This window comes from Cupriavidus sp. 8B, assembly GCF_054589115.1.
This window is the reverse complement of the sequence record NZ_BAAILO010000460.1, coordinates 16,396-40,426: the sequence shown is the minus strand read 5'-3', so window position 1 is coordinate 40,426 and position 24,031 is coordinate 16,396. Positions and strand designations below refer to the sequence as shown.

At 65.2% G+C, this 24,031-nt stretch carries 25 protein-coding genes; 19 read left to right on the top strand and 6 right to left on the bottom strand.

What is annotated here, in order from left to right:
* Positions 1 to 158 precede the first annotated feature (158 nt).
* From ACYP5B_RS43795 to ACYP5B_RS43785, 3 genes are all read left to right on the top strand, one after another.
* Positions 159 to 980 carry a hypothetical protein gene (locus tag ACYP5B_RS43795; RefSeq protein ID WP_459573793.1) on the top strand — a complete coding sequence of 274 codons (822 nt, stop codon included), beginning with the start codon at positions 159 to 161 and terminating at the stop codon, positions 978 to 980.
* Positions 981 to 1,125: 145 nt separating this feature from the next.
* Positions 1,126 to 1,329, top strand: coding sequence for a DUF465 domain-containing protein (locus ACYP5B_RS43790; RefSeq protein WP_267606279.1), 204 nt, complete (start codon positions 1,126 to 1,128; stop codon positions 1,327 to 1,329).
* A 50-nt stretch (positions 1,330 to 1,379) separates the two neighbouring features.
* Complete coding sequence (locus tag ACYP5B_RS43785; RefSeq protein WP_459573792.1) at positions 1,380 to 3,575, top strand: ATP-dependent DNA helicase; 2,196 nt, start codon at positions 1,380 to 1,382, stop codon at positions 3,573 to 3,575.
* A 116-nt stretch (positions 3,576 to 3,691) separates the two neighbouring features.
* Here ACYP5B_RS43785 and ACYP5B_RS43780 read toward each other — a convergent pair whose 3' ends face one another.
* A complete protein-coding gene (locus tag ACYP5B_RS43780; RefSeq protein WP_318232621.1) occupies positions 3,692 to 4,522 on the bottom strand; it encodes an outer membrane protein assembly factor BamD in 831 nt (276 codons plus the stop codon).
* 16 nt (positions 4,523 to 4,538) lie between these two features.
* On the opposite strand from ACYP5B_RS43780, the gene ACYP5B_RS43775 reads away from it, so the two are divergent.
* A complete protein-coding gene (locus tag ACYP5B_RS43775) occupies positions 4,539 to 5,756 on the top strand; it encodes an RluA family pseudouridine synthase (RefSeq protein WP_459573791.1) in 1,218 nt (405 codons plus the stop codon).
* The gene (gene pgeF / locus ACYP5B_RS43770) at positions 5,746 to 6,537 is read left to right on the top strand and encodes a peptidoglycan editing factor PgeF (protein WP_459573790.1); all 792 of its coding nucleotides are present in this window, start codon (positions 5,746 to 5,748) and stop codon (positions 6,535 to 6,537) included. The genes ACYP5B_RS43775 and pgeF overlap by 11 nt, the downstream gene beginning before the upstream one ends.
* Before the next feature lie 14 nt (positions 6,538 to 6,551).
* Here the strand turns inward: pgeF and ACYP5B_RS43765 are convergent, their stop codons facing one another.
* Complete coding sequence (locus ACYP5B_RS43765) at positions 6,552 to 6,821, bottom strand: hypothetical protein (protein WP_400094421.1); 270 nt, start codon at positions 6,819 to 6,821, stop codon at positions 6,552 to 6,554.
* Positions 6,822 to 7,204: 383 nt separating this feature from the next.
* Between ACYP5B_RS43765 and phaC the strand changes: the two genes are divergently transcribed.
* The 11 genes from phaC (at position 7,205) to ACYP5B_RS43710 (ending at position 19,046) form a co-directional block, all read left to right on the top strand.
* Positions 7,205 to 8,998 carry a class I poly(R)-hydroxyalkanoic acid synthase gene (phaC, locus tag ACYP5B_RS43760; RefSeq protein ID WP_459573789.1) on the top strand — a complete coding sequence of 598 codons (1,794 nt, stop codon included), beginning with the start codon at positions 7,205 to 7,207 and terminating at the stop codon, positions 8,996 to 8,998.
* 86 nt (positions 8,999 to 9,084) lie between these two features.
* On the top strand, positions 9,085 to 10,266 hold the full coding sequence (locus tag ACYP5B_RS43755) for an acetyl-CoA C-acetyltransferase (RefSeq protein ID WP_400094423.1): 1,182 nt from the start codon (positions 9,085 to 9,087) through the stop codon (positions 10,264 to 10,266).
* A gap of 117 nt (positions 10,267 to 10,383) precedes the next feature.
* On the top strand, positions 10,384 to 11,124 hold the full coding sequence (locus ACYP5B_RS43750) for a 3-ketoacyl-ACP reductase (RefSeq protein WP_043345337.1): 741 nt from the start codon (positions 10,384 to 10,386) through the stop codon (positions 11,122 to 11,124).
* A gap of 398 nt (positions 11,125 to 11,522) precedes the next feature.
* Positions 11,523 to 12,074, top strand: coding sequence for a polyhydroxyalkanoate synthesis repressor PhaR (gene phaR, locus ACYP5B_RS43745; RefSeq protein ID WP_006155938.1), 552 nt, complete (start codon positions 11,523 to 11,525; stop codon positions 12,072 to 12,074).
* A gap of 267 nt (positions 12,075 to 12,341) precedes the next feature.
* Complete coding sequence (locus tag ACYP5B_RS43740; RefSeq protein WP_459573831.1) at positions 12,342 to 12,644, top strand: type II toxin-antitoxin system HigB family toxin; 303 nt, start codon at positions 12,342 to 12,344, stop codon at positions 12,642 to 12,644.
* Positions 12,645 to 12,647: 3 nt separating this feature from the next.
* Entirely contained in the window at positions 12,648 to 13,004 is a 357-nt protein-coding gene (locus tag ACYP5B_RS43735; protein ID WP_459573788.1) for a helix-turn-helix domain-containing protein, read from the top strand.
* Positions 13,005 to 13,258: 254 nt separating this feature from the next.
* Positions 13,259 to 14,239: a tRNA dihydrouridine synthase gene (locus ACYP5B_RS43730; RefSeq protein WP_459573787.1), complete on the top strand. Its 981-nt coding sequence runs from the start codon at positions 13,259 to 13,261 to the stop codon at positions 14,237 to 14,239.
* 124 nt (positions 14,240 to 14,363) lie between these two features.
* Complete coding sequence (gene rimO, locus ACYP5B_RS43725; protein ID WP_459573786.1) at positions 14,364 to 15,743, top strand: 30S ribosomal protein S12 methylthiotransferase RimO; 1,380 nt, start codon at positions 14,364 to 14,366, stop codon at positions 15,741 to 15,743.
* A gap of 103 nt (positions 15,744 to 15,846) precedes the next feature.
* On the top strand, positions 15,847 to 17,031 hold the full coding sequence (bktB, locus tag ACYP5B_RS43720) for a beta-ketothiolase BktB (protein WP_400094430.1): 1,185 nt from the start codon (positions 15,847 to 15,849) through the stop codon (positions 17,029 to 17,031).
* Between the two features lie 49 nt (positions 17,032 to 17,080).
* Complete coding sequence (locus ACYP5B_RS43715; RefSeq protein ID WP_267606291.1) at positions 17,081 to 17,722, top strand: hypothetical protein; 642 nt, start codon at positions 17,081 to 17,083, stop codon at positions 17,720 to 17,722.
* 97 nt (positions 17,723 to 17,819) lie between these two features.
* On the top strand, positions 17,820 to 19,046 hold the full coding sequence (locus ACYP5B_RS43710; RefSeq protein ID WP_459573785.1) for a cystathionine beta-lyase: 1,227 nt from the start codon (positions 17,820 to 17,822) through the stop codon (positions 19,044 to 19,046).
* Positions 19,047 to 19,136: 90 nt separating this feature from the next.
* On the opposite strand, the gene serB is transcribed toward ACYP5B_RS43710, so the two are convergent.
* Complete coding sequence (gene serB, locus ACYP5B_RS43705; protein ID WP_400094434.1) at positions 19,137 to 19,991, bottom strand: phosphoserine phosphatase SerB; 855 nt, start codon at positions 19,989 to 19,991, stop codon at positions 19,137 to 19,139.
* 285 nt (positions 19,992 to 20,276) lie between these two features.
* Here serB and ACYP5B_RS43700 point away from each other — a divergent pair, with 285 nt between their 5' ends.
* Together ACYP5B_RS43700 and ACYP5B_RS43695 are read left to right on the top strand one after the other, a co-directional pair.
* Positions 20,277 to 20,522: a type II toxin-antitoxin system Phd/YefM family antitoxin gene (locus ACYP5B_RS43700; RefSeq protein ID WP_318238374.1), complete on the top strand. Its 246-nt coding sequence runs from the start codon at positions 20,277 to 20,279 to the stop codon at positions 20,520 to 20,522.
* Positions 20,519 to 20,905, top strand: coding sequence for a type II toxin-antitoxin system VapC family toxin (locus ACYP5B_RS43695; RefSeq protein WP_318238375.1), 387 nt, complete (start codon positions 20,519 to 20,521; stop codon positions 20,903 to 20,905). Before ACYP5B_RS43700 ends, ACYP5B_RS43695 begins: the two co-directional genes overlap by 4 nt.
* 168 nt (positions 20,906 to 21,073) lie before the next feature.
* Here the strand turns inward: ACYP5B_RS43695 and ACYP5B_RS43690 are convergent, their stop codons facing one another.
* Entirely contained in the window at positions 21,074 to 21,358 is a 285-nt protein-coding gene (locus ACYP5B_RS43690; RefSeq protein ID WP_459573784.1) for a hypothetical protein, read from the bottom strand.
* Between ACYP5B_RS43690 and ACYP5B_RS43685 the strand changes: the two genes are divergently transcribed.
* On the top strand, positions 21,351 to 22,112 hold the full coding sequence (locus tag ACYP5B_RS43685) for an SDR family oxidoreductase (RefSeq protein WP_400094438.1): 762 nt from the start codon (positions 21,351 to 21,353) through the stop codon (positions 22,110 to 22,112). The genes ACYP5B_RS43690 and ACYP5B_RS43685 overlap by 8 nt on opposite strands.
* Positions 22,113 to 22,147: 35 nt before the next feature.
* Here the strand turns inward: ACYP5B_RS43685 and ACYP5B_RS43680 are convergent, their stop codons facing one another.
* Both ACYP5B_RS43680 and ACYP5B_RS43675 read right to left on the bottom strand, forming a co-directional pair.
* A complete protein-coding gene (locus tag ACYP5B_RS43680) occupies positions 22,148 to 22,879 on the bottom strand; it encodes an SDR family NAD(P)-dependent oxidoreductase (RefSeq protein WP_459573783.1) in 732 nt (243 codons plus the stop codon).
* 165 nt (positions 22,880 to 23,044) lie between these two features.
* A complete protein-coding gene (locus ACYP5B_RS43675; protein WP_459573782.1) occupies positions 23,045 to 23,902 on the bottom strand; it encodes an MBL fold metallo-hydrolase in 858 nt (285 codons plus the stop codon).
* Positions 23,903 to 24,031 lie beyond the last annotated feature (129 nt).

The following is a 24,031-nucleotide window of genomic DNA, read 5'->3' as shown; positions in this document are numbered from 1 at the left end:
GGCGCCCCGCGGCGGGGTGCTTGGGGCGGGGGGGCTGCCTGCGTGACCCAGGGTGCCCGCAGGGGCGATGGCGCGGCGTGAGGATGCCGGCCGGCTTGTATGTCAACAAGCGTGGCAACATGCGCGGCAACCGGCGGGGCGGATGTTAGAATCCGAGCATGATCGTCAAGCCACATCCGACCGCCCAAGCGGTCGCGTTCCCCGACCGCCTCGCCACCCTGGCCGTGCTCCGCGCGGCCCGCTTCCTGCCGGCGCAGGTGCGGCTCGCCGTGCTTGCCACTGGCCTGGCGGCGTTGTTCCTGCCAACGCTTGGCCAGGCGCAGGCGGCCCCTGGTGCCGCGCAAGCCCCTACCGTGGCACCCGCGGCGCCCGCGGCGCAAACGCCGCCCCGGGATTTCGCCGCGGAACGCAAGGCCATCAGCGACTCGCGTGCCTGGACCACTTATCGCTATGGCACGGCGGAGCACGATTGCTACAACAAGTTCTTTGTCACGCATTGCATCGACAAGGCCAAGGACGCGCAGCGTGCCGAGTTGCAGGTGCTGCGCAAGCGGGAGCTTGAGGTCGGTGACGCGGAGCGCGCATTCAAGGCGGCCGAGCGTGACCGGCAACAGGCGATCCAGCGCGCCCAGTACGAAGCGGAGCAGCCCAGCCGCGACGCCAACGAGCGCACCAGCCGCGAAAGCTACGAGCGCAAGCAGCAGGAGCAGAAACTGCGCGATGCGCAGCACGAGGCCGATGCGCCGCAGCGCGCCGCCAATGCGCAGGCCCATGACAAGAAGCAAGCCGACTTCGACGCCCGCATCAAGGCCGCGCAGGAGCAGGGCGCGCAGCAGGCCAAGCAGCGGCAGGAAAATGTAAAGGCCTACAAGCAAAAGCAGCGCGATGCCGCGCAACGGCAGAAAGACGTCGATGAGCGTCGTGCCAAGGCCAAGGAGCAGCAGGGGCCGGCGTCCGCGCCGCGTCCCTTCGGTTTCTGAGCGGCGAGACGCCGCGCCCACAGCCGGGGGCAATACCGGCGACAATAGCCGGTGCCAGACGTCGGCGCGATGCACCTGGCCGCGCCCACGTCACTTGCCGTACCGGCCCGCCGGCGCCCAGCGCCGGCCTTGAGCGGGAGAGCTGATGGACCGCAACCTGAATACCTTATCGCGGCAGATCATGGAGCTGCAGATCGAGCATCGCGATCTCGATTACCTGATCGACCGCATGGCGGCTGATGCCTCGCATGACGAGCTGCAACTGCGCCGACTGAAAAAGCGCCGTCTCAAGCTCAAGGATGCGATTACCTTGCTCCAGCTTCAGCTCGAGCCGGACGTGCCCGCCTGATTCCCCTTGTCCCGGGCCGCACTTGAAGCGGCTCGCCAAAAAGCCTCGCCTTGCCTGACTCCGAAGACCTGCCCGCCGCCACCGTAACGTCAGATCCGTCTGATCAGTCCGCTACGCCTGATACGCCTGAAGCGCCCGAGACGCCGGCGGCCAGCGCCGCCGGGCCGTCCGGCACGGCGGCTTCGCACGCCGCCCAACTGGCCACCATCTTTGCCGAGACCGGGACCCTGGCCACCGGCATCGAGGGCTATCGCCCACGCGCGGCGCAGGAGCAAATGGCCGCAGCCGTGGCCGGGGCGATCGAGCGCGCGGATACGGTCATCGTCGAAGCCGGCACGGGCACGGGCAAGACCTTCGCCTACCTGGTTCCGGCCATGCTGTGGGGCGGCAAGGTGATCCTCTCTACCGGCACCAAGAACCTGCAGGACCAGCTCTTCCTGCGTGATATCCCCACGGTGCGCAAAGCGCTCAATGTGCCGGTATCGGTGGCGCTGCTCAAGGGGCGGGCCAACTATCTCTGCCACTACCATCTGGAGCGGGCCGAGATCCAGGGCCGCCTGGCTTCGCGCCAGGATGCCGCCTGGCTGCGCGAGATCGCCCGCTTTGCCAAGGTCACGTCGTCAGGCGACAAGGGCGAGCTGGCCTCGGTGCCGGAAAACGCGCCGGTCTGGCAGCTGGTCACCTCGACCCGCGACAACTGCCTCGGCACCGAGTGCCCGAGCTACAAAGAGTGCTTTGTGATGCGCGCCCGCAAGGAAGCACAGCAGGCGGACATCGTGGTGGTCAACCACCACCTGTTCTTTGCCGACGTGGTGCTGCGCGACACCGGCATGGCCGAGCTGCTGCCGGCTGCCAATACGGTGATCTTCGACGAAGCGCACCAGCTCCCCGATACGGCCACGCTGTTTTTCGGCGAGAGCCTGTCCACCAGCCAGTTGCTGGAGCTCGCGCGGGACACCGTGGCCGAAGGCCTCTCGCATGCGCGGGACGCCGCCGACTGGGTGCGGATCGCGGCACCCCTTGAGCGCGCCGCGCGGGACCTGCGCCTGGCCTTCACCCGGGACAATTCCCGCCTGGCGGTGAGCCAGATCGAGGCGGATCCCCGCATCGGCAAGCCGTTCTTCGAGACGCTGGATGCGCTCGAAACCGCCCTGTCGGAGTTCGTGACCCTGCTGGAAAGCCAGGCCGAACGCGCCGAGTCGCTGGAGCAGTGCCATCGCCGCGCGGTGGAGCTCGACCAGCGGCTGGCCGCCTGGCGCAACGATTCCAAGGGGGCGCCGCCGCCTGCCGCCGTAGAGGGCGATGAAAAAGCCCCGGCCAGCGCGGCATTCGGACCGGAAACCGTGCGCTGGGTCGAGGTGTTCTCCCAGACCGTGCAGTTGCACCGCACGCCCTTGTCGATCGCGCCGATCTTCACGCGCCAGCGCGAAGGGCACCCGCGCGCCTGGATCTTCACCTCGGCCACGCTATCCGTGAAGGGCAATTTCACGCACTATGCGGCCCAGCTCGGCCTGGACAAGGATAAGTCGCTAACGTTGCCCAGCCCGTTCGACTACGCCACCCAGGGCTTGCTCTACGTGCCGCGCGACCTGCCGGCGCCGCAGTCGCCGCAGTTCACCGACGCCGTGGTGCAGACCGCACTGCCGCTGATCGAGGCCGCCGGCGGCCGCGCTTTCCTGCTGTGCACCACGCTGCGGGCAGTGCAGCGCGCCTCCGACCTGCTTTACGAGGCCTTCGCGGAACGCGGCCTGGAGTTGCCCTTGCTGGTCCAGGGCCAGGCCAGCCGTACCGAATTGCTGGATCGTTTCCGCGAACTCGGCAATGCGGTGCTGGTGGGCAGCCAGAGCTTCTGGGAAGGCGTCGACGTGCGCGGCGAGGCGCTCTCGCTGGTCATCATCGACAAACTGCCGTTTGCCCCGCCAGACGACCCCGTGCTGGCGGCGCGCATGGAAGTCCTGCAGAAGAAGGGCCTGAGCCCGTTCGCCGTGCATCAGTTGCCGCACGCCGTGATCACGCTCAAGCAGGGCGCGGGGCGGCTGATCCGCTCGGAATCCGACCGTGGCGTGCTGGTGATCTGCGATACGAGGCTGGTGGAGAAGCCCTACGGCCGCCAGATCTGGCAAAGCCTGCCGCCCTTCAAGCGCACGCGCGAGGCCGAGACGGTGGTCCGCTTCCTGGAGTCGCTGCGCGATGGCGAAGGCGCGCCGGCCGCTGACGACGCCGGAGGCGAGGCCGCGCTTGATTGACCGCCTTGCGCGGCGGCAAGCAACAAACAAAAAACCCGATCTTGCGATCGGGTTTTTTGTTGCCGGGACGCTGGCGCGACCGGCGTACTCAAGTGCATGTGCTGGCGTTCAGAACTTCAGAACACTTCCCACCAGGACTTGTCCTTGCGGCGTTCCCCGTATTTGATGTAATCGCTGTTGGGGAAGTTCTTTTCCATCACGCGGGCGGTATCGTCGCGCAAGTCCTTCATGCCCAGCGAATCGTACGAGCGGATCATGATGTACAGCGCTTCCTCGTTGGCCGGAGCGCCGTCATAGTCCTTGAGCGCCTGCTGGGCCCGGTTGGCGGCGGCCAGGTAGGCGCCACGCCGGTAGTAGTAGCGCGCCGCATGGACCTCGTGCTGGGCCAGCGAGTTCACGATGTATTGCATGCGCGCGGCGGCATCCGTCGTGTACTTGCTGTCCGGGAAGCGCGTGACCAGCGTGTTGAAGGCGTCATAAGCGGCGCGCGCGGCCTTGGGGTCACGCTCGCTCAGGTCCTGGCCGGAAAAACGGCCAAGCCAGCCCAAATTGTCATTGAAGTTGATCAGGCCCTTCAGGTAATAGGCATAATCCACGTTCGGGTGATTCGGATGCAACTGGATGAAGCGGTCGACCGACGCAAGCGCGGCGGCGTTTTCGCCGTCCTTGTAGTTGGCGTAGGCGGTATCGATCTGTGCCTGCTGGGCGAAACGGCCGAAGGGATAACGTCCCTCCAGCTTCTCGTACAGCTTCACAGCCCGGGTAAAGTCGCCGGAATCTAGTGCGTCCTTGGCTTCCGAATATAATTTGTTAGCCGACCAGCCGGCAGTTTCGTCTGGTTGATCCGACAGCAGGCCGCACGCCGATAGCATGACGCAGCCGCCTGCGAGCAGAATCGCTCCAATTCTTGCGCGCCAGCTGGCGCGCTTCATGCTCATCAATTGCATGGGCAACGTATCCCGGATGAAAAATAGCATCAAGCATTATAGCCCAAGCCCCTTGCCGGAAACCGCCGCCAAGGGCATCGAGCAGCAAGCTGCCGATTCAACCGACATCCTGAGCGAGGTGGAGGACCTGGAAGACCTGACCGATGTGGCCGCGCTAGGCGGCCTGGAGGCGGGAGCGGAGGCATCCCCAATCGAATTGGAGATGCAGCCGGTTGAGATTGAAGTCGATGGCGCATCACATGGCGAGCGCCTCGATAAGTTGTTGGCACGCCACCTCAGCGGCTTCTCGCGCAGCCGCCTGCAGCAATGGATCGAGAACGGGGCGGTGCTGGTCGACGGCGAGGCGCGCCGCTCCAAGTCCTCCGTGCAGATGGGCGAGCGCGTCGTGGTCCGTCCGCAGGCGGCGGCCGAATCGCGCGCCTTCGTGGCCGAAGACGTGCCGCTCAATGTCGTGTACGAGGACGCCACCCTGCTGGTCATCGACAAGCCCGCCGGCCTGGTGGTGCATCCTGCCGCCGGCAACTGGGGCGGCACGGTGCTCAACGGCCTGCTGCACCGCTACCCGGAGGCCGCAAGCCTGCCGCGCGCGGGCATCGTCCACCGGCTTGACAAGGAAACGTCCGGGCTGATGGTGGTGGCCCGCACGCTGACCGCGCAGACCGACCTGGTGCGCCAGCTGCAGGCGCGTACCGTCAAGCGCAGCTACCTGGCGCTGGTGTGGGGCGAGACGCCCGAGTCCGGCACCATCGATGCGCCGATCGGCCGCGATCCGCGCGAACGGATCCGCATGGCGATCGTGCTCACCAACAGTGGCAAGCCCTCGCGCACCCACTTCCGCACGCTGGGCACGGTGCCGCTCGGGCGCGGCCATGTCTCGATGGTGATGTGCCAGCTCGAAACCGGCCGCACCCACCAGATTCGCGTCCACTTCGAATCGATCGGCCATCCGATGGTGGGCGACCCGGTCTATCATCGCGCCGCCACCCAGCGCGGCCAGCGTCCGGCGATCAAGGCACCGCTGCCGGTGCCGCTGGCGCGCCAGGCGCTCCACGCCTTCCGGCTTGGGCTGGTGCACCCGGCCACGGGCAAGACCGTATCGTGGGAGGCGCAGCCGCCCGATGACTTGCAGGCGCTGATCGAAGCGCTCGATTTCGACCGTGCCGGTGACGAAGACGAGGACGACGGCTGGACGGAAGGCGAGGACGGTGCATGGGAATACGGCGATGACGACTGAAGCGCCTTGGCTGGTCCCCGACTGGCCGGCTCCGGCGCGGGTGCGCGCGGTGTCCACCACCCGCCAGGGCGGCGTCAGCGAGGGTCCCTACGGCCTCGCTGACGGCAGCCCGGGCGGGCTGAACCTGGGCACCCATGTGGGCGACGATGCCGCCGCCGTCGCGGCCAACCGGTCACGGCTGGCCGCGCGGCTGCCGGCCGTGCCGGGCTGGCTGGAACAGGTGCACGGCTGCGCGATTGCCACCGAGGACCAGTTTGCCGCCGGTGGCGTGGTCCCGCAGGCGGACGCCAGCATTGCCACGACCGCTGGCCGGGTTTGCGCGGTGATGACCGCCGACTGCCTGCCCGTGCTGCTGTGCGACCGTGCCGGCACGGTGGTTGGCGCCGCGCACGCCGGCTGGCGCGGGCTGTGTGGCGGCGTGATCGAGGCAACCCTGGCGCGCATGGGCGAGCAGGCAGGCGGGCAGGCCCAGTGGCTGGCCTGGCTCGGCCCGGCCATCGGCCCGGATGCCTTCGAGGTTGGCGCCGAGGTCAGGCAGGCCTTCCTGGCCCAGGCGCGGGCCGAAGAAACGGCGCAGGTGGATCTCGCATTCCGCGCCGGCGCAGCGGGCAAGTACTTCGCCGATATCTACGCGCTGGCCCGCATCCGACTGGCCCGCGCCGGCTGTACCGCGGTCTACGGCGGTGACGCGTGCTCCGTCAGCGACGCGCAGCGTTTCTACTCCTATCGACGCGACGGCGTCACGGGGCGCATGGCCAGCCTGGTCTGGCTGGCCGCCTGAGCCCTGTCCCGGCATCAGTCCCGGGCAGGCGGCTTTTCTGGTTCCACCGATCCCACGGATTCTGAAGGCGCTACGGGGCCGGAGTGCGCTTGCGCGCCCTCCGCCTGCCTCGCTTCTTCGGCCTTGCGCCGGCGCATGCGCCCGGGTGTGCCCATGATGTACACCAGGATCGCCACCGGGAACAGGCCGTAAAAGACGAACGTGGCCAGGCCCGCGACCACGGTATGCTCGGTAATGGCCATCATCAGGACCACATACAGCCAACCGATTGCAACGATGTACATCAGAATTTCATCCTTCTCGTGCATGCTTGCTCCCACGCCAGAGTGGCGCCAAAGGGAGGCTCGCAGGTTCGCGCTGAGCGCATTTTGCGGTTAGCGCCGGTCCGCGCATCTTTCCGCATTGACAGGCATAACATTGCAAGGCAACAATGGGCTCGAATGCACTGCAAGGCAGTGTGCTGGCAGGCATTCGCAGGCTTCGTCGCGATGATCCGATCTGATCCGGTTCCGCGGCGCGGCGTGCCCGGCAAGCATACCGCATGACGTCACCAGCCGAGGATGTCAGCGCGGGCCGGTTCCGAGGCTGGCGGCGGGGGAGAGCCCCGCGGTGGTGGTACGCCGCCCAGCCAGCTTTCAAATAAGTGACGGCAGAGAGACGAAACATCATGGCAACCGGCAAAGGTGCGGCAGCTTCCAACAAGGAAGACAAGTCCCAACCGTTTTCATTTGCTTCGGGGCCATTTGATCCAGCGACATGGCTGGAATGGTCCCGTCAGGCACAGGCTAACGGTGCGACGACCCAGCAGGGCATGCCTGGCATGCCCGTTATCCCCGGTTTCGAGGCGTTGAAGGGTTCCGCCATGGCGGGCGTGAAGATCGCGCCCGATCAACTGGCCGACATCCAGCAACGCTACATGAAGGACTTCACCGCGCTCTGGCGAAGCATGGCGGAGGGCGGCGCCAATCCCGCCACGGCCCTGGCCGATCGCCGCTTTTCCGGCGATGCCTGGCGCAGCAGCGCGGCGTTCCACTACGCGGCCGCTTTCTACCTGATCAATGCGCGCGCCATGAATGAGCTGGCCGACGCGGTCGAGGCCGATGCCAAGACCCGCCAGCGCATCCGCTTTGCGATCTCGCAGTGGGTCGACGCCATGTCGCCGGCCAATTTCCTCGTCACCAATCCGGAGGCGCAGAAAAAGCTGATCGAGTCGGGCGGCGAATCGCTGCGGATTGGCGTGCGTAATATGCTGGAAGACCTCGGCCGCGGCAAGATCTCGCAGACCGACGAATCCGCCTTCGAAGTCGGCCGCAACGTGGCCGTGACAGAAGGCGCGGTGGTCTACGAGAACGCCTACTTCCAGTTGCTGCAGTACAAGCCGGTCACCGACAAGGTGTTTGCGCGCCCGCTGCTGCTGGTGCCGCCCTGCATCAACAAGTACTACATCCTCGACCTGCAGCCGCAGACCTCGCTGGTGAGCTACATGGTGGAGCAGGGCCATACTGTCTACATGCTCTCCTGGCGCAATCCCGATGCCTCGATGGCCGAACTCAGCTGGGATGACTACATCGAGCATGCGGCCATCCGCGCCATCGAAGTCACGCGCGAGATCAGTGGCCAGGACCAGATCAATGTGCTGGGCTTCTGCGTGGGCGGCACCATCGTTTCCACCGCGCTGGCGGTGCTGGCCAAGCGCGGCGAGCGCCCCGTGGCCAGCCTGACGCTGCTGACCACGCTACTCGATTTTGCCGATACCGGCGTGCTGGATCTGTTCGTCGACGAAGCCCACGTCAAGCTGCGCGAAGCCACCCTGGGTGGCGCGGCAGGCACGCCTTGCGCGCTGCTGCGCGGCGTGGAACTGGCCAACACGTTCTCCTTCCTGCGCCCCAACGACCTGGTCTGGAACTACGTCGTCGACAACTACCTGAAGGGTAATACGCCGGTACCGTTCGACCTGCTGTTCTGGAACGGCGACGCCACCAACCTGCCGGGGCCCTGGTACTGCTGGTACCTGCGCCATACCTACCTGCAGAACGAGCTCAAGGAGCCGGGCAAGCTGACCGTGTGCAACGCGCCGGTGGACCTGGGCAGCATCGATGTGCCGACCTATGTCTACGGCTCGCGTGAAGACCACATCGTGCCCTGGATGTCGGCCTACGCTTCGACCGGGCTGCTCAAGAACAAGCTGCGTTTCGTGCTGGGCGCGTCGGGCCATATCGCCGGCGTGATTAACCCGCCGGCCAAGAAGAAGCGTAGCCACTGGACCAACGACAAGCTGCCGGCTTCGGCGCAGGAGTGGTTCGACGGCGCCACCGAGCATGCCGGCAGCTGGTGGCCGGACTGGGCGGACTGGCTGGCCAAGCACGCAGGCGCGCGCAAGGCGGCCCCCGCCGAGTACGGCAACAAGGACTACAGCGCCATCGAGCCGGCACCGGGCCGCTACGTCAAGGCGAAGGCATAGAAATTGTCCGGAATTGTCCGGGCCGGCGCCTTGCGGGGCCGGCCTCTTTCACCCCTGATTTGCATCCAACTGGAGAGGACCTCCCAATGACTGACATCGTCATCGTATCCGCTGCCCGTACCGCGGTGGGCAAGTTCGGCGGCTCGCTCGCCAAGATTCCCGCGCCCGAGCTGGGCGCCATCGTCATCAAGGCTGCCCTTGAGCGTGCCGGCGTCAAGCCCGAGCAGGTCAGCGAAGTGATCATGGGCCAGGTGCTGACGGCCGGCTCCGGCCAGAACCCGGCGCGCCAGGCAGCGCTGAAGGCTGGCCTGCCCGCGATGGTGCCGGCCATGACCATCAACAAGGTCTGCGGCTCGGGCCTGAAGGCCGTGATGCTGGCCGCCAACGCGATTGCCGCGGGCGACGCCGAGATCGTGGTGGCGGGCGGCCAGGAAAACATGAGCGCCGCTCCGCACGTGCTGCCGGGCTCGCGCGACGGCTTCCGCATGGGCGACGCCAAGCTGGTCGACAGCATGATCGTGGACGGGCTGTGGGACGTCTACAACCAGTACCACATGGGCGTCACCGCCGAGAACGTCGCCAAGGAATACGGCATCACGCGCGAAGCCCAGGACGAGTTCGCAGCCGGTTCGCAGAACAAGGCGGAAGCCGCGCAGAAGGCCGGCAAGTTCGACGAGGAAATCGTGCCGGTGCCGATTCCCCAGCGCAAGGGCGACCCGGTGATGTTCGCCACCGACGAGTTCGTGCGTCACGGCGTCACGCAAGACGCGCTGGCTGGCCTCAAGCCCGCTTTCGACAAGGCCGGTACCGTGACCGCCGCCAATGCCTCGGGCCTGAACGACGGCGCCGCCGCGGTGGTGGTCATGTCGGCAGCCAAGGCCAAGGAACTCGGCCTGACCCCGCTGGCCACGATCCGCGCCTATGGCACCGCCGGTGTCGACCCCAAGGTGATGGGCATGGGCCCGGTGCCCGCGTCCAAGCGCTGCCTGTCGCGCGCCGGCTGGAGCGTGGAAGAGCTCGACCTGATGGAAATCAACGAAGCCTTCGCCGCCCAGGCCCTGGCCGTGCACAAGCAGATGGGCTGGGATACGTCCAAGGTCAACGTCAACGGCGGCGCCATTGCCATTGGCCACCCGATCGGTGCGTCGGGCTGCCGCGTGCTGGTCACGCTGCTGCACGAAATGAAGCGCCGCGACGCCCGCAAGGGCCTGGCCTCGCTGTGCATCGGCGGCGGCATGGGCGTGGCGCTGGCCGTGGAACGCAAGTGACATTTTGCCGGGCTTGCCGCAACGAACGAGCGGGCAAGCTGGTCTGAGGGGTGTGCCGGCGGTGGGGAGGGCTTCCCGCCGCCGGCGTCAATAAAAACTAGCCATCAAGGAGTAGATATGACTCAGCGCATTGCGTACGTAACCGGTGGCATGGGTGGCATTGGAACGGCCATCTGCCAGCGTCTGGCCAAGGATGGCTACAAGGTCGTGGCCGGTTGCGGCCCCAACTCGCCGCGCCGTGAAAAATGGCTCGAGCAGCAGAAGGCCCTGGGCTTCGATTTCGTCGCCTCGGAAGGCAATGTTGCCGACTGGGATTCGACCAAGGCTGCGTTCGACAAGGTCAAGGCCGAAGTGGGCGAGGTCGACATCCTGATCAACAACGCCGGCATCACGCGCGACGTGGTGTTCCGCAAGATGACGCGCGCCGACTGGGATGCCGTGATCGACACCAACCTGACCTCGCTGTTCAACGTGACCAAGCAGGTCATCGACGGCATGGCGGATCGTGGCTTCGGCCGCATCGTCAACATTTCGTCGGTCAACGGGCAGAAAGGCCAGTTCGGCCAGACCAACTACTCCACCGCCAAGGCTGGCCTGCACGGCTTCACCATGGCCCTGGCACAGGAAGTGGCGACCAAGGGCGTGACCGTGAACACGGTATCGCCGGGCTATATCGCCACCGATATGGTCAAGTCGATCCGCCAGGACGTGCTGGACAAGATCGTCGGCACGATTCCGGTCAAGCGCCTGGGCGCGCCGGAAGAAATCGCCTCGATCTGTGCGTGGCTGGCATCCGAAGAGTCGGGCTTCTCGACGGGTGCGGATTTCTCGCTGAACGGCGGCTTGCACATGGGGTGATGGACGACGAGCCATCCCCGGTTTCCCAGGGTGGCTTTTTGTCTTGGGAAGGTCCTCTGCGGAGGGCCTTTTTTATTATTGCGGCCGCTCGGGAAGCCTGCTACCCCGCAACAATATTGCATCGCACACCCTGCACCGCACCAACGCGCCGGCCTCGGGCCGCAATCCTGTCCCCAAACTCCCGCAATCCATTGCCCCGTGCGGGTTTTCCTTAACGGGTCCGGCTTTCAATAGTGCCTAGTTGGGCATAGAATCAGGGCAGCGGCTAGCCCGCACCAAAATAGATCATGCGTTGCAGGTCAACACGTTGTATCCCCCGCTGGCGGTCTTCGTATTTGCGCACCGCACAGCATGCGGTGCAGCAGCATGCAACAGCGACGATAAAAGGATAGAGCACGATGGCTACCACCAAGAAAGGCGCAGAGCGACTGATCAAGAAGTATCCAAACCGCCGGCTCTACGACACGCAGACCAGCACCTACATCACGCTAGCCGACGTCAAGCAGCTCGTGATGGATACCGAAGACTTCAAGGTGATCGACGCCAAGTCCGGCGACGAGCTCACGCGCAGCATCCTCCTGCAGATCATTCTCGAAGAAGAGACGGGCGGCGTGCCGATGTTCTCCAGCTCCATGCTGTCGCAGATCATCCGCTACTACGGCCATGCGATGCAGGGCATGATGGGCACCTACCTGGAGAAGAACATCCAGGCCTTCATCGACATCCAGAGCAAGCTGGCCGAGAACTCCAAGGGCCTGTACTCCGGCGAGCCCTTCAGCCCCGACATGTGGTCCCAGTTCATGAACATGCAGGGCCCGATGATGCAGGGGATGATGAGCAACTACATCGAGCAGAGCAAGAACCTGTTCGTGCAGATGCAGGAACAGATGCAAAGCCAGGCCAAGAACATGTTTGGCACGTTCCCGTTCAATCAGCCGGACAAGAAGTAAGGCCGGCGCACGCCGCCATGGCATGGCGGCGCGGTATCGCATGGCAGGGCGACAGCGCTGCTGTTCGGTTGCCCGGGCCTGCCCAGGATGAGCCCAGGAGTCGGGCGTCCCCCCTCCTCTGGCGTACAGCCACTAGCCCCCCGACACCGCGTATTCCACCATTAGAATTCCATGGGTCCCGCTTTGCTCAAAGCGGGCTTCGTGCCACTTGATTGGCTGGTTCGACTCGGTTTTGGTATAGTCCCATTTTGGGACTATAATCTGCCCATGCGAATCATTGCGAAACGAAATCTGCTGATGTTCTGCGAGAAGCACCCGGGAGCAAAGCAGCCGCTGCTGGCGTGGCATGAGGAAGCCATCCAGGCGCGATGGTCGACCCCGCAAGACATCAAGGACCGCTACGCGTCGGCCAGTTTCGTCGGTAGCAATCGTGTGGTGTTTAACATCGGCGGCAATAAGTACCGCTTGATCGTCGCAGTTGCATACCGCGTGGGCGTTGTGTATGTGAAGTTCGTCGGGACACACGCCGAGTATGACCGGGCCGATGCGGCAACCGTGGAACTGGAGTAACGCATGGACATTCGACCTCTGCACACTGAAGATGACTATCAGGCGGCGCTGGCCGACGTGTCGGCGCTCGTGGATATCGATCCGGCTCCCGGCACCCCGGAAGGGGATCGCCTGGAGATCATGGCAACCCTGATCGAGCGCTATGAGGCGGATCATTTTCCGCTTGAGCACCCGGACGCAATCGAGGCAATTCGCTTCAGGATGGAGCAAGGTGGCCTGACTGCGAGCGATATGCAGCCATATTTCGGAAACCTGAATCGGGTGTATGAGGTGCTCAACCGCAAGCGAGGCCTCAGCCTTGCGATGATCCGGCGCCTCAATCAGGAATTGAAGATCCCGGCAGACGTCTTGATCGGCTGACCTGCCTCGCCCGGTCGATCGGTTAAAATCCCCGCATCCGGGTAGCGCGTAGCATCATCACGCTGTCTACCCCTCTCAAATGTGGCGATTCATACAGCGGACTCGCCTAGTACAGCGCGAATCCCAATGCCCTCCGCAATCCAAGATACAGGCCACGCGCTTCCCGCCGAGGCTAAGCCCGTCCAAGCAGTCGGTTTCGGGTTCTTTCCCGCCTGTCGCCAGGAAAAGCGCTCGCCAGTAGCGCCCGCTTCCGAATGAGCCGGCTGTTCCTTGCTCCCATGGAGGGGCTTGCCGACTACGTGTTGCGCGACGTGCTGACCGCCACGGGCGCGTACGACGGGTGCGTGTCCGAGTTCGTCAGGGTGACGGGCTCCCTGCTGCCCGAGCGCGTCTACGAGAGAGACACGCCCGAGATCCTCGACGGAGGCCATACCCCCAGCGGCACGCCGATGGTGATCCAGTTGCTGGGGAGCGATCCTGAATGGCTGGCGGTGAATGCCGCCCAGGCATCCCGGCTATCGCCGCATGGCGTGGACCTGAATTTCGGCTGCCCGGCCAAAGTCGTCAACCGGCACGGCGGCGGGGCCATGCTGCTGGCGGATCCCGAACTGCTGAACCGGATCGTTGCGTCCGTTCGCGCCGCGGTGCCTGCCAGCATCGCCGTGACCGCAAAGATGCGGCTTGGCGTGTCAGATACGGCGTTGGCGATTGACTGCGCCACGGCCCTGGCCGAAGGGGGCGCGGCGTCCCTGGTCGTGCATGCCAGGACCAGGGATCATGGCTACCGGCCGCCGGCCCACTGGGAGTGGATCGCGCGCATCGACGCTGCCGTGGACGTGCCCGTCATTGCCAACGGCGAAGTCTGGACGGTGGCCGACTGGGAGCGCTGCCGGGCTGTCAGCGGCTGCGCCGACGTGATGATCGGGCGGGGCGCCGTGTCGGATCCGTTCCTGGCCTTGCGGATACGCGGACTGATGGACAGATCGCCGTCCAGCGAGGAGTGGCCGTCGGTGCTCCGTCATATCGCCGATTACCTGAAGAAATTGCAGGCCCAGGTCGAATGCCTTCATGAGCACGGACGCGTCAAACTGTGGCTCAGCTATCTGAAGCGGACCTGGCCGCAGGCCGCCGAGCTGCATGCAGCCATCCGGCGCCTGCAAGGGGCGCTGGAGGTTCAGGCGGTGATCGAGAGCGCCCTGGAGGGTATGCTGGGGACATCATCCTCGTTGCGATAGGTTTACAACGGCATGTCGGGGATCAGGCGCCGAGAAACTCCGGCAAGCGGTTAAAATGCGCGATTGGCCTTGTACCGCCAGGCGGCCATGCCCCGCCTCGCCCGCCCCACATTTGGAAGTAACCGTGAAAAACCCTTCAGAATCAACGACCAAGCAAGACCGTATTCCAAATGTGGGATTCGTGAGCCTTGGATGCCCAAAGGCACTTGTGGATTCCGAGCAGATCATTACCCAGTTGCGCGCCGAGGGCTATGCCATCAGCGGCACCTATGACGGCGCCGACCTGGTGGTCGTCAATACCTGCGGCTTTATCGACGAAGCGGTGCAGGAAAGCCTGGATGCCATTGGCGAGGCGCTGGCCGAGAACGGCAAGGTGATCGTCACCGGCTGCCTGGGCGCGAAGAAGAACGCGGCTGGCGAGGACATCATCACGTCGGTGCACCCGAAGGTGCTGGCCGTGACCGGCCCGCACGCACTGGGCGAGGTGATGCAGGCCGTGCACACGCACCTGCCCAAGCCGCACGACCCCTTCATGGACCTGGTGCCGGCCGCCGGCATCAAGCTCACGCCAAAGCATTACGCTTACCTGAAGATCTCCGAGGGCTGCAACCATCGCTGCTCGTTCTGCATCATCCCGTCGATGCGCGGCGACCTGGTCTCGCGCCCGGTGGCGGAAGTCATGCTGGAAGCCGAGAACCTGTTCAAGTCGGGCGTCAAGGAACTGCTGGTGATCTCGCAGGACACCAGCGCCTACGGCGTGGACGTGAAGTACCGCACCGGCTTCTGGGACGGCCGTCCGCTCAAGACGCGCATGACCGAGCTGGTCGGCGCGCTGGGCGAGCTCGCGGCCAAGTACGGCGCGTGGGTGCGCCTGCACTACGTGTACCCGTATCCGCACGTCGACGAGATCATTCCGCTGATGTCGCAAGGCCACGTGCTGCCTTACCTGGACGTGCCGCTGCAGCACGCCCACCCGGACGTGCTCAAGCGCATGAAGCGCCCGGCCAACGCCGAGAAGACCATGGACCGCATCCGGGCTTGGCGCAAGATCTGCCCCGAGCTGACCATCCGCAGCACCTTTATCGCGGGCTTCCCCGGCGAGACCGAGGAAGAATTCCAGACGCTGCTGGATTTCATTGCCGAAGCAGAACTGGACCGCGTGGGCTGCTTCGCCTATTCGCCGGTGGACGGCGCCACGGCCAACGACCTGCCGGGCGCCTTGCCCGACGAGGTCCGTGAAGAGCGCCGCGCGCGCTTCATGGAAGTGGCCGAGGAAGTCTCCGCCCGGCGCTTGCAGCGCAAGGTAGGCCAGACCCTGCGCGTGCTGGTCGACGAGATCAACCAGGACGGCGGCATCGGCCGCTCGTCGGCCGATGCGCCGGAAATCGACGGCCTGGTCTATATCGACCCGCCGGCCCAGGGCGCGCCGCGCTACAAGGTCGGGGAATTCGTCTCGGTGAAAATCACCGGCGCCGATGGCCACGACCTGTGGGGCGAAGTCTGAGGCGGCTGGCAACCGCGGGTCCGGATAGGTAAAAGTACGATCGTTCGTTTTGGCGTGCGCGCCGCTATACTGTGCGCTGCAACATCAGCCCAGGAGACACAAAATGACACGTGAAGTGGTGGTGGTGAGCGGCGTGCGGACCGCGATCGGTACCTTTGGCGGCAGCCTGAAGGATCTTTCCCCGACCCAGATGGGCGCCATGGTCGTGCGCGAGGCACTGGCCCGCGCGCAGGTCAGTGGCGACGACGTCGGCCATGTGGTGTTTGGCAACGTCATCCAGACCGAGCCCCGGGACATGTACCTGGGCCGGGTGGCGGCAGTGGAGGGCGGCGTCACGATCGACGCGCCGGCGCTGACCGTCAACCGCCTGTGCGGCTCGGGCCTGCAGGCCATCGTCAGCGCCGCGCAGACCATCCTGCTGGGCGATGCCGATGTGGCCATCGGCGGCGGCGCGGAGAGCATGAGCCGCGCACCGTACCTGGCGCAGTCGGCCCGCTGGGGCGCGCGCATGGGCGACGCCAAGATGCTCGACATGATGCTGGGCGCGCTCCACGACCCGTTCCATGGCATCCACATGGGCGTCACCGCCGAGAATGTGGCCAAGGAATACGACATCTCCCGCGGCCAGCAGGACGAAGCCGCGCTGGAGTCGCACCGCCGCGCCTCGGCGGCCATCCGCGCCGGCCACTTCAAGGACCAGATCCTGCCGGTCACGCTCAAGGGCCGCAAGGGCGACGTTACCTTCGACACCGACGAGCACGTGCGCCACGACGCGGTCCTGGAAGACATGACCAAGCTCAAGCCGGTCTTCGTCAAGGAGAACGGCACGGTGACCGCGGGCAATGCCTCGGGCCTGAACGATGCCGCCGCCGCGGTGGTGCTGATGGAGCGTGCCGAGGCCGAGAAGCGCGGCCTCAAGCCGCTGGCGCGCCTGGTCTCCTACGCGCATGCCGGCGTCGATCCCAAGACCATGGGCATCGGCCCCGTGCCGGCCACCAGGAAGGCGCTGGAGCGCGCTGGCCTGACCGTGGCCGACCTCGACGTGATCGAAGCCAATGAAGCCTTCGCCGCGCAAGCCTGCGCGGTCACCAAGGCGCTCGGTCTCGATCCGGCCAAGGTCAACCCGAACGGCTCGGGGATCTCCCTGGGCCACCCGATTGGCGCCACCGGCGCGCTGATCACCGTCAAGGCCCTGTACGAGCTGCAACGCGTGCAAGGCCGCTATGCGCTGGTGACCATGTGCATCGGCGGTGGCCAGGGCATCGCGGCGATTTTCGAACGACTCTGAACCTGAGGCTGTCTTGCGGCGCGTAGCGACTCTGTTCTTGTCTTTGCCCATGTCCTTGTCACTTCCCGTTTCCCTGTCACTGGCAGCCGGGCTGGCTGCGGCAACGCTGGCCGGCGCCGCGCTGGCCGCCGGCGGTACCGAGCTGTCCACGGGCACGCCCGGCGCCGCCAATGCCGCCGGCGATGCCAGCCAGGTGCAGGGTTTCGGGATCAACCAGGCCATCCGCGAGGGCGAGTCGCGGCGCGGCGCGCAGCTTTCCACCGGGCCCGCGCCCAAGGCGCTCGCGCCGCGGCCCGAATACCGGTCGTTGCCGGTCTACGTGGGCACGCTCGGCGACCAGCCGGTGCGCCTGCGCCTGGGCCCCAAGCCCGACGAGCGCGACAGCGTGCACGGCGAGTACAGCGTTGGCCGCGCCGGCGGCGTGCGGCTGCTGGCCGGCGAATTCGAGAATGGCGCCTTCCTGATGGAGGAGTCCAATGACGGCACGCACGTCACGGGCAACTGGGAAGGCACCATCGACGGCGCCGGCATCGTGCACGGCAACTGGACGGACCCGGTCAACCCGGCAATCGTGCTCCCCTTCATGATCCGTCCGCTGGGCGTGCTGGTGATCCCTCCGTTCGACATGACCCCCAACAGCGGCATCACCTACGCGCCGCCTGCGCCGAAGTCCTCGATTTCCGGGCGCTAGCGTCAAGTCGTGGCCGGCCGGGCCAGGTAGGCCAACGCGCACCCGAATGCTGGTAAGCTCGAACGTTCATCGAGTTATTGCCAGACGAGGAATCGCCGTGTCCGACCACCAGCCGCCCGAGCAGCCCGCTTCCCAACCCGCCTACCTGGCGACCGTGGCCGTCCAGCCAGAGCTGGACATCGCGCCGGGCTTCGCCTCGTTTTCCCAAGCAACGCATCGTGGCTCCACCGTGGTGTTCCGCAACCTGGCGGAGTTGCGCGCGCATGGCGACGGCGCCACCACCTACTGGCGCTATGGCCTGCATGCCACGCCCACCAGCGAGGCGCTGTGCCAGCACCTCGCGCTGATCGAAGGCGCGCGCCATACGCTGCTGCTGCCGTCGGGCCTGGCTGCGATCTCCCAGGTGTACTTCGCCCTGGTCAAGTCGGGCGACGACGTGCTGGTCCCCGATAACGTCTACGGCCCCAACCGCGAGCACGGCGAATGGCTGGCACGGGACTTCGGCGTCTCGGTCCGTTATTACGATCCCATGATCGGCGCCGGCATTGCCGGGCTGATCCGCCCCAACACCCGCCTGATCTGGATGGAGTCGCCGGGCTCGGTGACGATGGAAATCCCCGACACGCAGGCCATCGTGGCCGCGGCAAAGGCGCGTGGCGTGCTCACCGCCATTGATAACACCTGGTCCGCCGGCGTCTATTTCCGGCCGTTCGACAAGGGCATCGACATCTCGGTGCAGGCGCTTACCAAATACCAGTCGGGCGGCAGCGATGTGCTGATGGGCGCCGTGCTGACCACCGACGACAAACTCCACGACCGCATCAAGCGCGCCCGCATGCTGATGGGCTGGGGCGTGTCGGCCGACGATTGCTACCTGGTGCTGCGCTCGCTGCCGAGCATGCCCGTGAGGCTGGCGGCGCACGACCGCGCCGCGCGCGAAGTCGCCGAGTGGCTGACTCAGCGCCCGGAAGTGGTCAAGGTCTTGCATCCGGCGTTGCCGGACTGCCCCGGCCATGACTTCTGGCGGCGCGATTTCAGCGGCGCCACTGGCTTGTTCTCGATTGTGCTGCATGCGCGCTACACGCGTGCCCAGGTCGATGCCTTTGTCGAGGCCTTGCGCCTGTTCGCGATCGGCTGGTCCTGGGGCGGCGCGCATAGCCTGGCGGTGCCGTACCACGTCCAGACCATGCGGCCCCAGGGCGGCTGGCCGCCCGTTGGCTGGGAGAATGCCGGCGAGCTGGTGCGCCTTTATATCGGGCTGGAAGATACCCGTGACCTGATCGCCGACCTGCGCGGCGCGATGGAAGCGCAACTGACGGCTTGAAAGGAAAAGGGCCGCGCCGGATAGGGTCCGGCGCGGCCCGTTGGGGCGCTTTGCGGCTATTTGCTCGCGCTGTTTCCAGCCGCCAGGCGCTTAGTGCGGGAACAGTTGCAGCAAACCGTCCAGCCCAACGTGGTTGAACGCCACGCTGGCTTGCGCGCGCACCACCGGCTTGGCCCGGAACGCCACCGACAGGCCGGCCACGGCCATCATCTTGAGGTCGTTGGAGCCATCGCCCATGACGATGGCCTGGGACGGGTCCGCGCCGATCTGCGCGCACACTTCCTGCACCGTGCGGGCCTTGACATCGGCATTGACGATCTCGCCCAGCACCTGGCCGGTGAGCTTGCCGTCGATGATCTCCAGCGTGTTCGCGCGGGTGACATCGAGCTTCAGCCGTGGCTTGAGCTTCTCGGTGAAATGCACGAAACCGCCCGAAACCAGCAGTGTGCGCATGCCCAGGGCCTGCACGGTCTGCAGCATCTTCTCCGCGCCGGGCGACAGGCGCAGGCGCTCTTCGTAGACGCGGTCCAGCACGCTGGCGTCCAGCCCCTTGAGCAGGGCCACGCGGCGGCGCAGGCTTTCATTGAAATCGGTGATCTCGCCGCGCATGGCGGCCTCGGTGATGGCCGAGACTTCCGCCTTGAGGCCGCAGAAGTCGGCGATCTCGTCGATGCACTCAATGGTGATCAGCGTCGAATCCATATCCATCGCCACCAGCTTGAAGTCCGACAGCTTGCGGCCCGCTGGCACGATGGCCCAGTCGATGGCGCGCGGGCCGCAGAAGGCATCCAGCGATTCGCGCAGGGCGGGCGTCAGTGGTGTGCTGTCGCTGGCTGTTGCCACGGTTTCGGCACGCAGCGCGAGGGAGGGCGCGTGGGCAAGTGTGCGGATAGCGTCGATATCGGCGGAGGCGAGCGGGGTGAGGCTTTGAAGGATCAGGGGCATGGCGGGTGCGTTGCGAGGCGAGGGCGCGGCGGCGGGTGCGTTGAATGCGAAGACGGTGCCGCGCCAGGCGGCGAAGGACAGTATTGTAACTGTCCCAGTCCCTGCGCCGGGCCTCATAACGGGCAGCGCTTGTCGACGCGAGACACATGACGCCGCGCGGCATGGGTGACTGCCGGCAAATTCAAGGTCGGCTGGCCCATTGGCCGCACGCAGTACTGCGCGGCACACATTGTGCGTTTGCTTCAAGCGGACTAGACTAACAAAACTTAGTTTAACTGGAATGCTATGCAAACCGTCAACATCCATGAGGCGAAGACACATCTTTCGCGGCTCGTCGAGCAGGCGGCCAAGGGGGAACCGTTCGTGATCGCCAAGGCCGGCAAGCCACTTGTGAAGGTGGTACCGCTGAACATGCCAGAGGCCGGCCAGGTGAAACGGCTGGGTTTCATGGCCGGCCAAATCGCTGTGCCGGACGATTTTGACCGGATGGGCGCTACCGAGATCGAACAGCTTTTTGGCGGCGACGCATGAAGTTGCTACTGGACACGCACCTATTGCTGTGGGCGGCCGGCGCGCCGGAGCGCTTATCCGGTACCGCGCGCGCCCTGCTTGAAGCTGCCGACAATGAGCTGTTCTTCAGTGCCGCCAGCCTATGGGAGATCGCCATCAAGCGCGGGCTGGGCCGCGCGGATTTTCAGGCGGACGCGCGGCTATTGCGGCGCGGGCTGTTGGACAACGGCTACAGCGAACTTCCCGTCGCCAGCGAGCACGCTGTGGCGATCGATGGCTTGCCGCCGATCCACAAAGACCCGTTTGACCGCATTCTGGTTGCCCAGGCGACAATCGAAGGCATCACGCTGCTGACCGCGGATGCGCTGGTGGGCCAGTACCCTGGGCCGGTGCGTCTGGTCTGAGAAGAGGCTGCCGCGCGCTCTCCTGCAACCCCTGCCCGTATGGGAAGAGGAGTTGGCGCAACCAGAGGATTATCCGAATCCGGCGTTGCGGCACAACATCGAGAGCGATGGGATTCGCTTGTGTTGACACCTAAAGACCTGCTCGCAAAAGGGCGCAGGGCGGCCGCGTCAGCCGTGCTGTTGTTGAGTGACGGCGATATCGCTGGAGCGTGCAATCGCGCGTATTGCGCAATGTTCGACGCAGCGCATGCAGCTCTGTTTCCAATGTCCTTTTTGTACGAAAAACTTGGATTCTCTGTCCGCGCCGTGCGCGACATCGCTGCGCTGAAAAAAACGGAAGCGATCCAGGCCTGAACTTTCGGCCTGATCGCCGTTCATTGAGGAAGGTCGGGCGCGATCTGCCCGTCGCGCCTTGAGTTGGCTTGCCACCCCTTGGGAGACGCCGATGTCCACGAGTTCTATGCCTACAGCACTCGTCACAAACTCTACCGGCTACGCGGGGCCGCCGGCAGTGGATGCGCTTGGCGAAGCCGGATTTCGAGTCCTCGTTCACGACCGGCAATTCAGCGATCAGGCCGTTCTCGAAGAGTTCCTGCGGTTGCATCCACACGCGGAATATGTTCGCGCCGAAAGTCCAGCCGGATTGCCGGGCGCCGCCATGAATGTTACCGGCAGGCTCGACGCAATCGTCAGCAACGACCACTATCCCGCCGTTCAGACGGCGTCGGAGAAAGCCTCGCTCGAGGACCTGCGTAATACGCTCGAGGTACTCGTCGTTGAGCCATTCGCCATGTTGCAGGCCGCGATTCCCCATCTGAAGGCGCAAGGACGGGGCAATGTCATCGTGATCACGTCATGCCGCACGCACTCCCCAATTCCTGGTGGCGCAATTCCCGACTCGGCGAGAGCGGCGGCAAACGCCATGGTGCGATCCCTCGCGGTCGAACTTGCTCGCCACCAGATTGCCGTCAACGCGATCGCCCCGAATTTTCTCTACAGCGAAGCATACTATCCCCGCGCCACGTTCATTGATGACCCGGTCGGCCGCGCGTACGTCGAGAGAACCGTGCCAGCCCGGCGATTAGGTCGCCCTGACGAAATCGGCGAGGTAATACGGTTCCTCGCGACCACACAGGCCCACTTCCTCACCGGCGCGATCATCGACTTCAATGGGGCCTGGCCGGGCTGTGAGGTTCGTCCGACGTAAAACGTTGCGGCCAATCTTATTGCCTTGATCGACGATCAGATCTGCGCTCTGCCGCCATCCACGAAGAGTTCGATGCCCGTGACGAAACTGGAGTCATCCGATGCGAGAAACAGGGCAGCTTTGGCAACCTCGTCGGCTTCCCCCATCCGTCCCATCGGGATGGTAGATAAAATCTTCGCAATAGCGTCCTGAGGCTGCTGACCAATGATCGGGGTATCAATCGGACCCGGGCTAAGGACGTTTGAACGGATGCGACGGTCCTTCAGCTCCACGGTCCACCCTCGCACGAAATTGCGGATGGCGGCCTTGGTCGCGCCGTATACCCAGAAGGCAGGCGTCCCTTTGGCGCTCGCGATGGAGCCGGTGAGAATGATCGACCCGCCGTCATTCAAGAGCGGCAGGGCCTTTTGGACGGTGAAGAGCACTCCCTTCACGTTGGTACTGAACAGCTTGTCGAAATGCGCTTCGGTGATATTGCCCAAGGCGGCGAACTCAGCGATGCCGGCGTTGGCGAAGACGATGTCGATTCTTCGCCCTGTCGCGTTGACGTTTTCATAGAGACGATCAAGATCAGCCAACTTGGCGACGTCTCCCTGGATGCCGGTCACATTGTCCCCGATGGCCCTCACGGCTTCGTCGAGCTCCTCCTGGCGACGGCCGGTGATGAAGACGTAGGCGCCCTCGGCGACGAAGAGCTTAGCGGCGGCGAAGCCTATCCCCGACGAGCCGCCGGTGATGACGGCCACCTTTCCCTGCAACTTACCCATGGCGATTACTCCGTTGATTGCTAATTCCGATTGGCAGCGCCTCTGGGCTGGCGCTCAGCTGCCAAAAAATAACCGAGCGCCCATGCTCCGCTGCATTCGAGGATGGTTTGCGCGTACCGACCAACGCCGGCCAGCCAGTCGATCATCTCCTTGGCCGTCCGGCGGCTAGACCTCGAACCGGAACGCCGCCCCGTCGCGCTTCACATGTCCAGCTGTCGGCGCGGCATAGTGGGTGCCGATGACCAGGATCGGCTGGTCGGCCCATTCGGCGAACATCTTCGCGCGGGTGGCCGTCGCAGCCTGGGTGTCGCTGTCGAGGCTCGTCGTCCACTCGGGGTGCGCCATTTGGCAGGGATGGTGGGTTATGTCGCCGGTGATCACCGCGCGCTGCCCTTCCGATTCGATCACCACGCTGACATGGCCCGGCGTGTGGCCGGGGGTTGGCCTCAGGCGGACCTCAGGAGAGACGCGGTGGTCCATCTCCACCAGTTCGGCCAAGCCGGCGTCGAAGATTGGCCGCACGCTGTCTCCCATGATCGCCTGCTGCTCCTCGTCGCCCTCGTTGCTCCAATGCTCGAATTCGCGCTTGCCGATCAGGTAGCGGGCCTTGGGGAAGGTCGGGACCCACTTGCCGTCCACCAACATGGTGTTCCAGCCCACATGGTCCACGTGCAGGTGGGTGCAGACCACAGCATCGACACTGTCGCGGCTCCAGCCCGCATCCGCCAGGTGTTGCAGGAACGCCGTCGCCAGCGGGTTTCCGCCCACCAGATGGCGCGGCTTGTCGTTGCCGATGCAGGTGTCGACCATCAGCCTCAGCCCCGGCGCCTCCACTAGCAGGGCGTGGATGGACACGTTGAGCGAACCATCCTCGTTGGCGAAGTGCGGATAGAGCCAGGGGCTGGCCTTCAGCGCCTCCGGCGTCGCGTCCCGCAGGAAAAAGCCCTCCGGATCGTAGGGGAGGGGCATCAGCATCTCGACCACGCAGGTGATCTTCACCGCGCCCACCTGCCAGCTCAACATGACGTCTTCCTCCTGCTTGCCTTGGACGAGCGTAGTGCGCCGCATCGGCGTGGGACCATAAAAATGGACGGCGACTGTTCATGGTTTCCTTCTGGCATGGAAAGACAACCGCGAAGGTAGATGCGGCCC

Bases quoted from the DNA above. Each gene is read 5' to 3' on its own strand.
- ACYP5B_RS43715 (WP_267606291.1), top strand. From the start codon at position 17,081: ATGTCCTTGTCACTTCCCGTTTCCCTGTCACTGGCAGCCGGGCTGGCT.
- serB (WP_400094434.1), bottom strand. From the start codon at position 19,991: ATGCCCCTGATCCTTCAAAGCCTCACCCCGCTCGCCTCCGCCGATATC.
- ACYP5B_RS43790 (WP_267606279.1), top strand. From the start codon at position 1,126: ATGGACCGCAACCTGAATACCTTATCGCGGCAGATCATGGAGCTGCAG.
- ACYP5B_RS43750 (WP_043345337.1), top strand. From the start codon at position 10,384: ATGACTCAGCGCATTGCGTACGTAACCGGTGGCATGGGTGGCATTGGA.
- phaC (WP_459573789.1), top strand. From the start codon at position 7,205: ATGGCAACCGGCAAAGGTGCGGCAGCTTCCAACAAGGAAGACAAGTCC.
- ACYP5B_RS43675 (WP_459573782.1), bottom strand. From the start codon at position 23,902: ATGTTGAGCTGGCAGGTGGGCGCGGTGAAGATCACCTGCGTGGTCGAG.
- ACYP5B_RS43695 (WP_318238375.1), top strand. From the start codon at position 20,519: ATGAAGTTGCTACTGGACACGCACCTATTGCTGTGGGCGGCCGGCGCG.
- phaR (WP_006155938.1), top strand. From the start codon at position 11,523: ATGGCTACCACCAAGAAAGGCGCAGAGCGACTGATCAAGAAGTATCCA.
- ACYP5B_RS43680 (WP_459573783.1), bottom strand. From the start codon at position 22,879: ATGGGTAAGTTGCAGGGAAAGGTGGCCGTCATCACCGGCGGCTCGTCG.
- ACYP5B_RS43795 (WP_459573793.1), top strand. From the start codon at position 159: ATGATCGTCAAGCCACATCCGACCGCCCAAGCGGTCGCGTTCCCCGAC.
- ACYP5B_RS43700 (WP_318238374.1), top strand. From the start codon at position 20,277: ATGCAAACCGTCAACATCCATGAGGCGAAGACACATCTTTCGCGGCTC.
- ACYP5B_RS43780 (WP_318232621.1), bottom strand. From the start codon at position 4,522: ATGCAATTGATGAGCATGAAGCGCGCCAGCTGGCGCGCAAGAATTGGA.
- pgeF (WP_459573790.1), top strand. From the start codon at position 5,746: ATGACGACTGAAGCGCCTTGGCTGGTCCCCGACTGGCCGGCTCCGGCG.
- ACYP5B_RS43765 (WP_400094421.1), bottom strand. From the start codon at position 6,821: ATGTACATCGTTGCAATCGGTTGGCTGTATGTGGTCCTGATGATGGCC.
- ACYP5B_RS43740 (WP_459573831.1), top strand. From the start codon at position 12,342: ATGCGAATCATTGCGAAACGAAATCTGCTGATGTTCTGCGAGAAGCAC.
- bktB (WP_400094430.1), top strand. From the start codon at position 15,847: ATGACACGTGAAGTGGTGGTGGTGAGCGGCGTGCGGACCGCGATCGGT.
- ACYP5B_RS43755 (WP_400094423.1), top strand. From the start codon at position 9,085: ATGACTGACATCGTCATCGTATCCGCTGCCCGTACCGCGGTGGGCAAG.
- ACYP5B_RS43775 (WP_459573791.1), top strand. From the start codon at position 4,539: ATGAAAAATAGCATCAAGCATTATAGCCCAAGCCCCTTGCCGGAAACC.
- ACYP5B_RS43685 (WP_400094438.1), top strand. From the start codon at position 21,351: ATGTCCACGAGTTCTATGCCTACAGCACTCGTCACAAACTCTACCGGC.
- ACYP5B_RS43735 (WP_459573788.1), top strand. From the start codon at position 12,648: ATGGACATTCGACCTCTGCACACTGAAGATGACTATCAGGCGGCGCTG.
- ACYP5B_RS43730 (WP_459573787.1), top strand. From the start codon at position 13,259: ATGAGCCGGCTGTTCCTTGCTCCCATGGAGGGGCTTGCCGACTACGTG.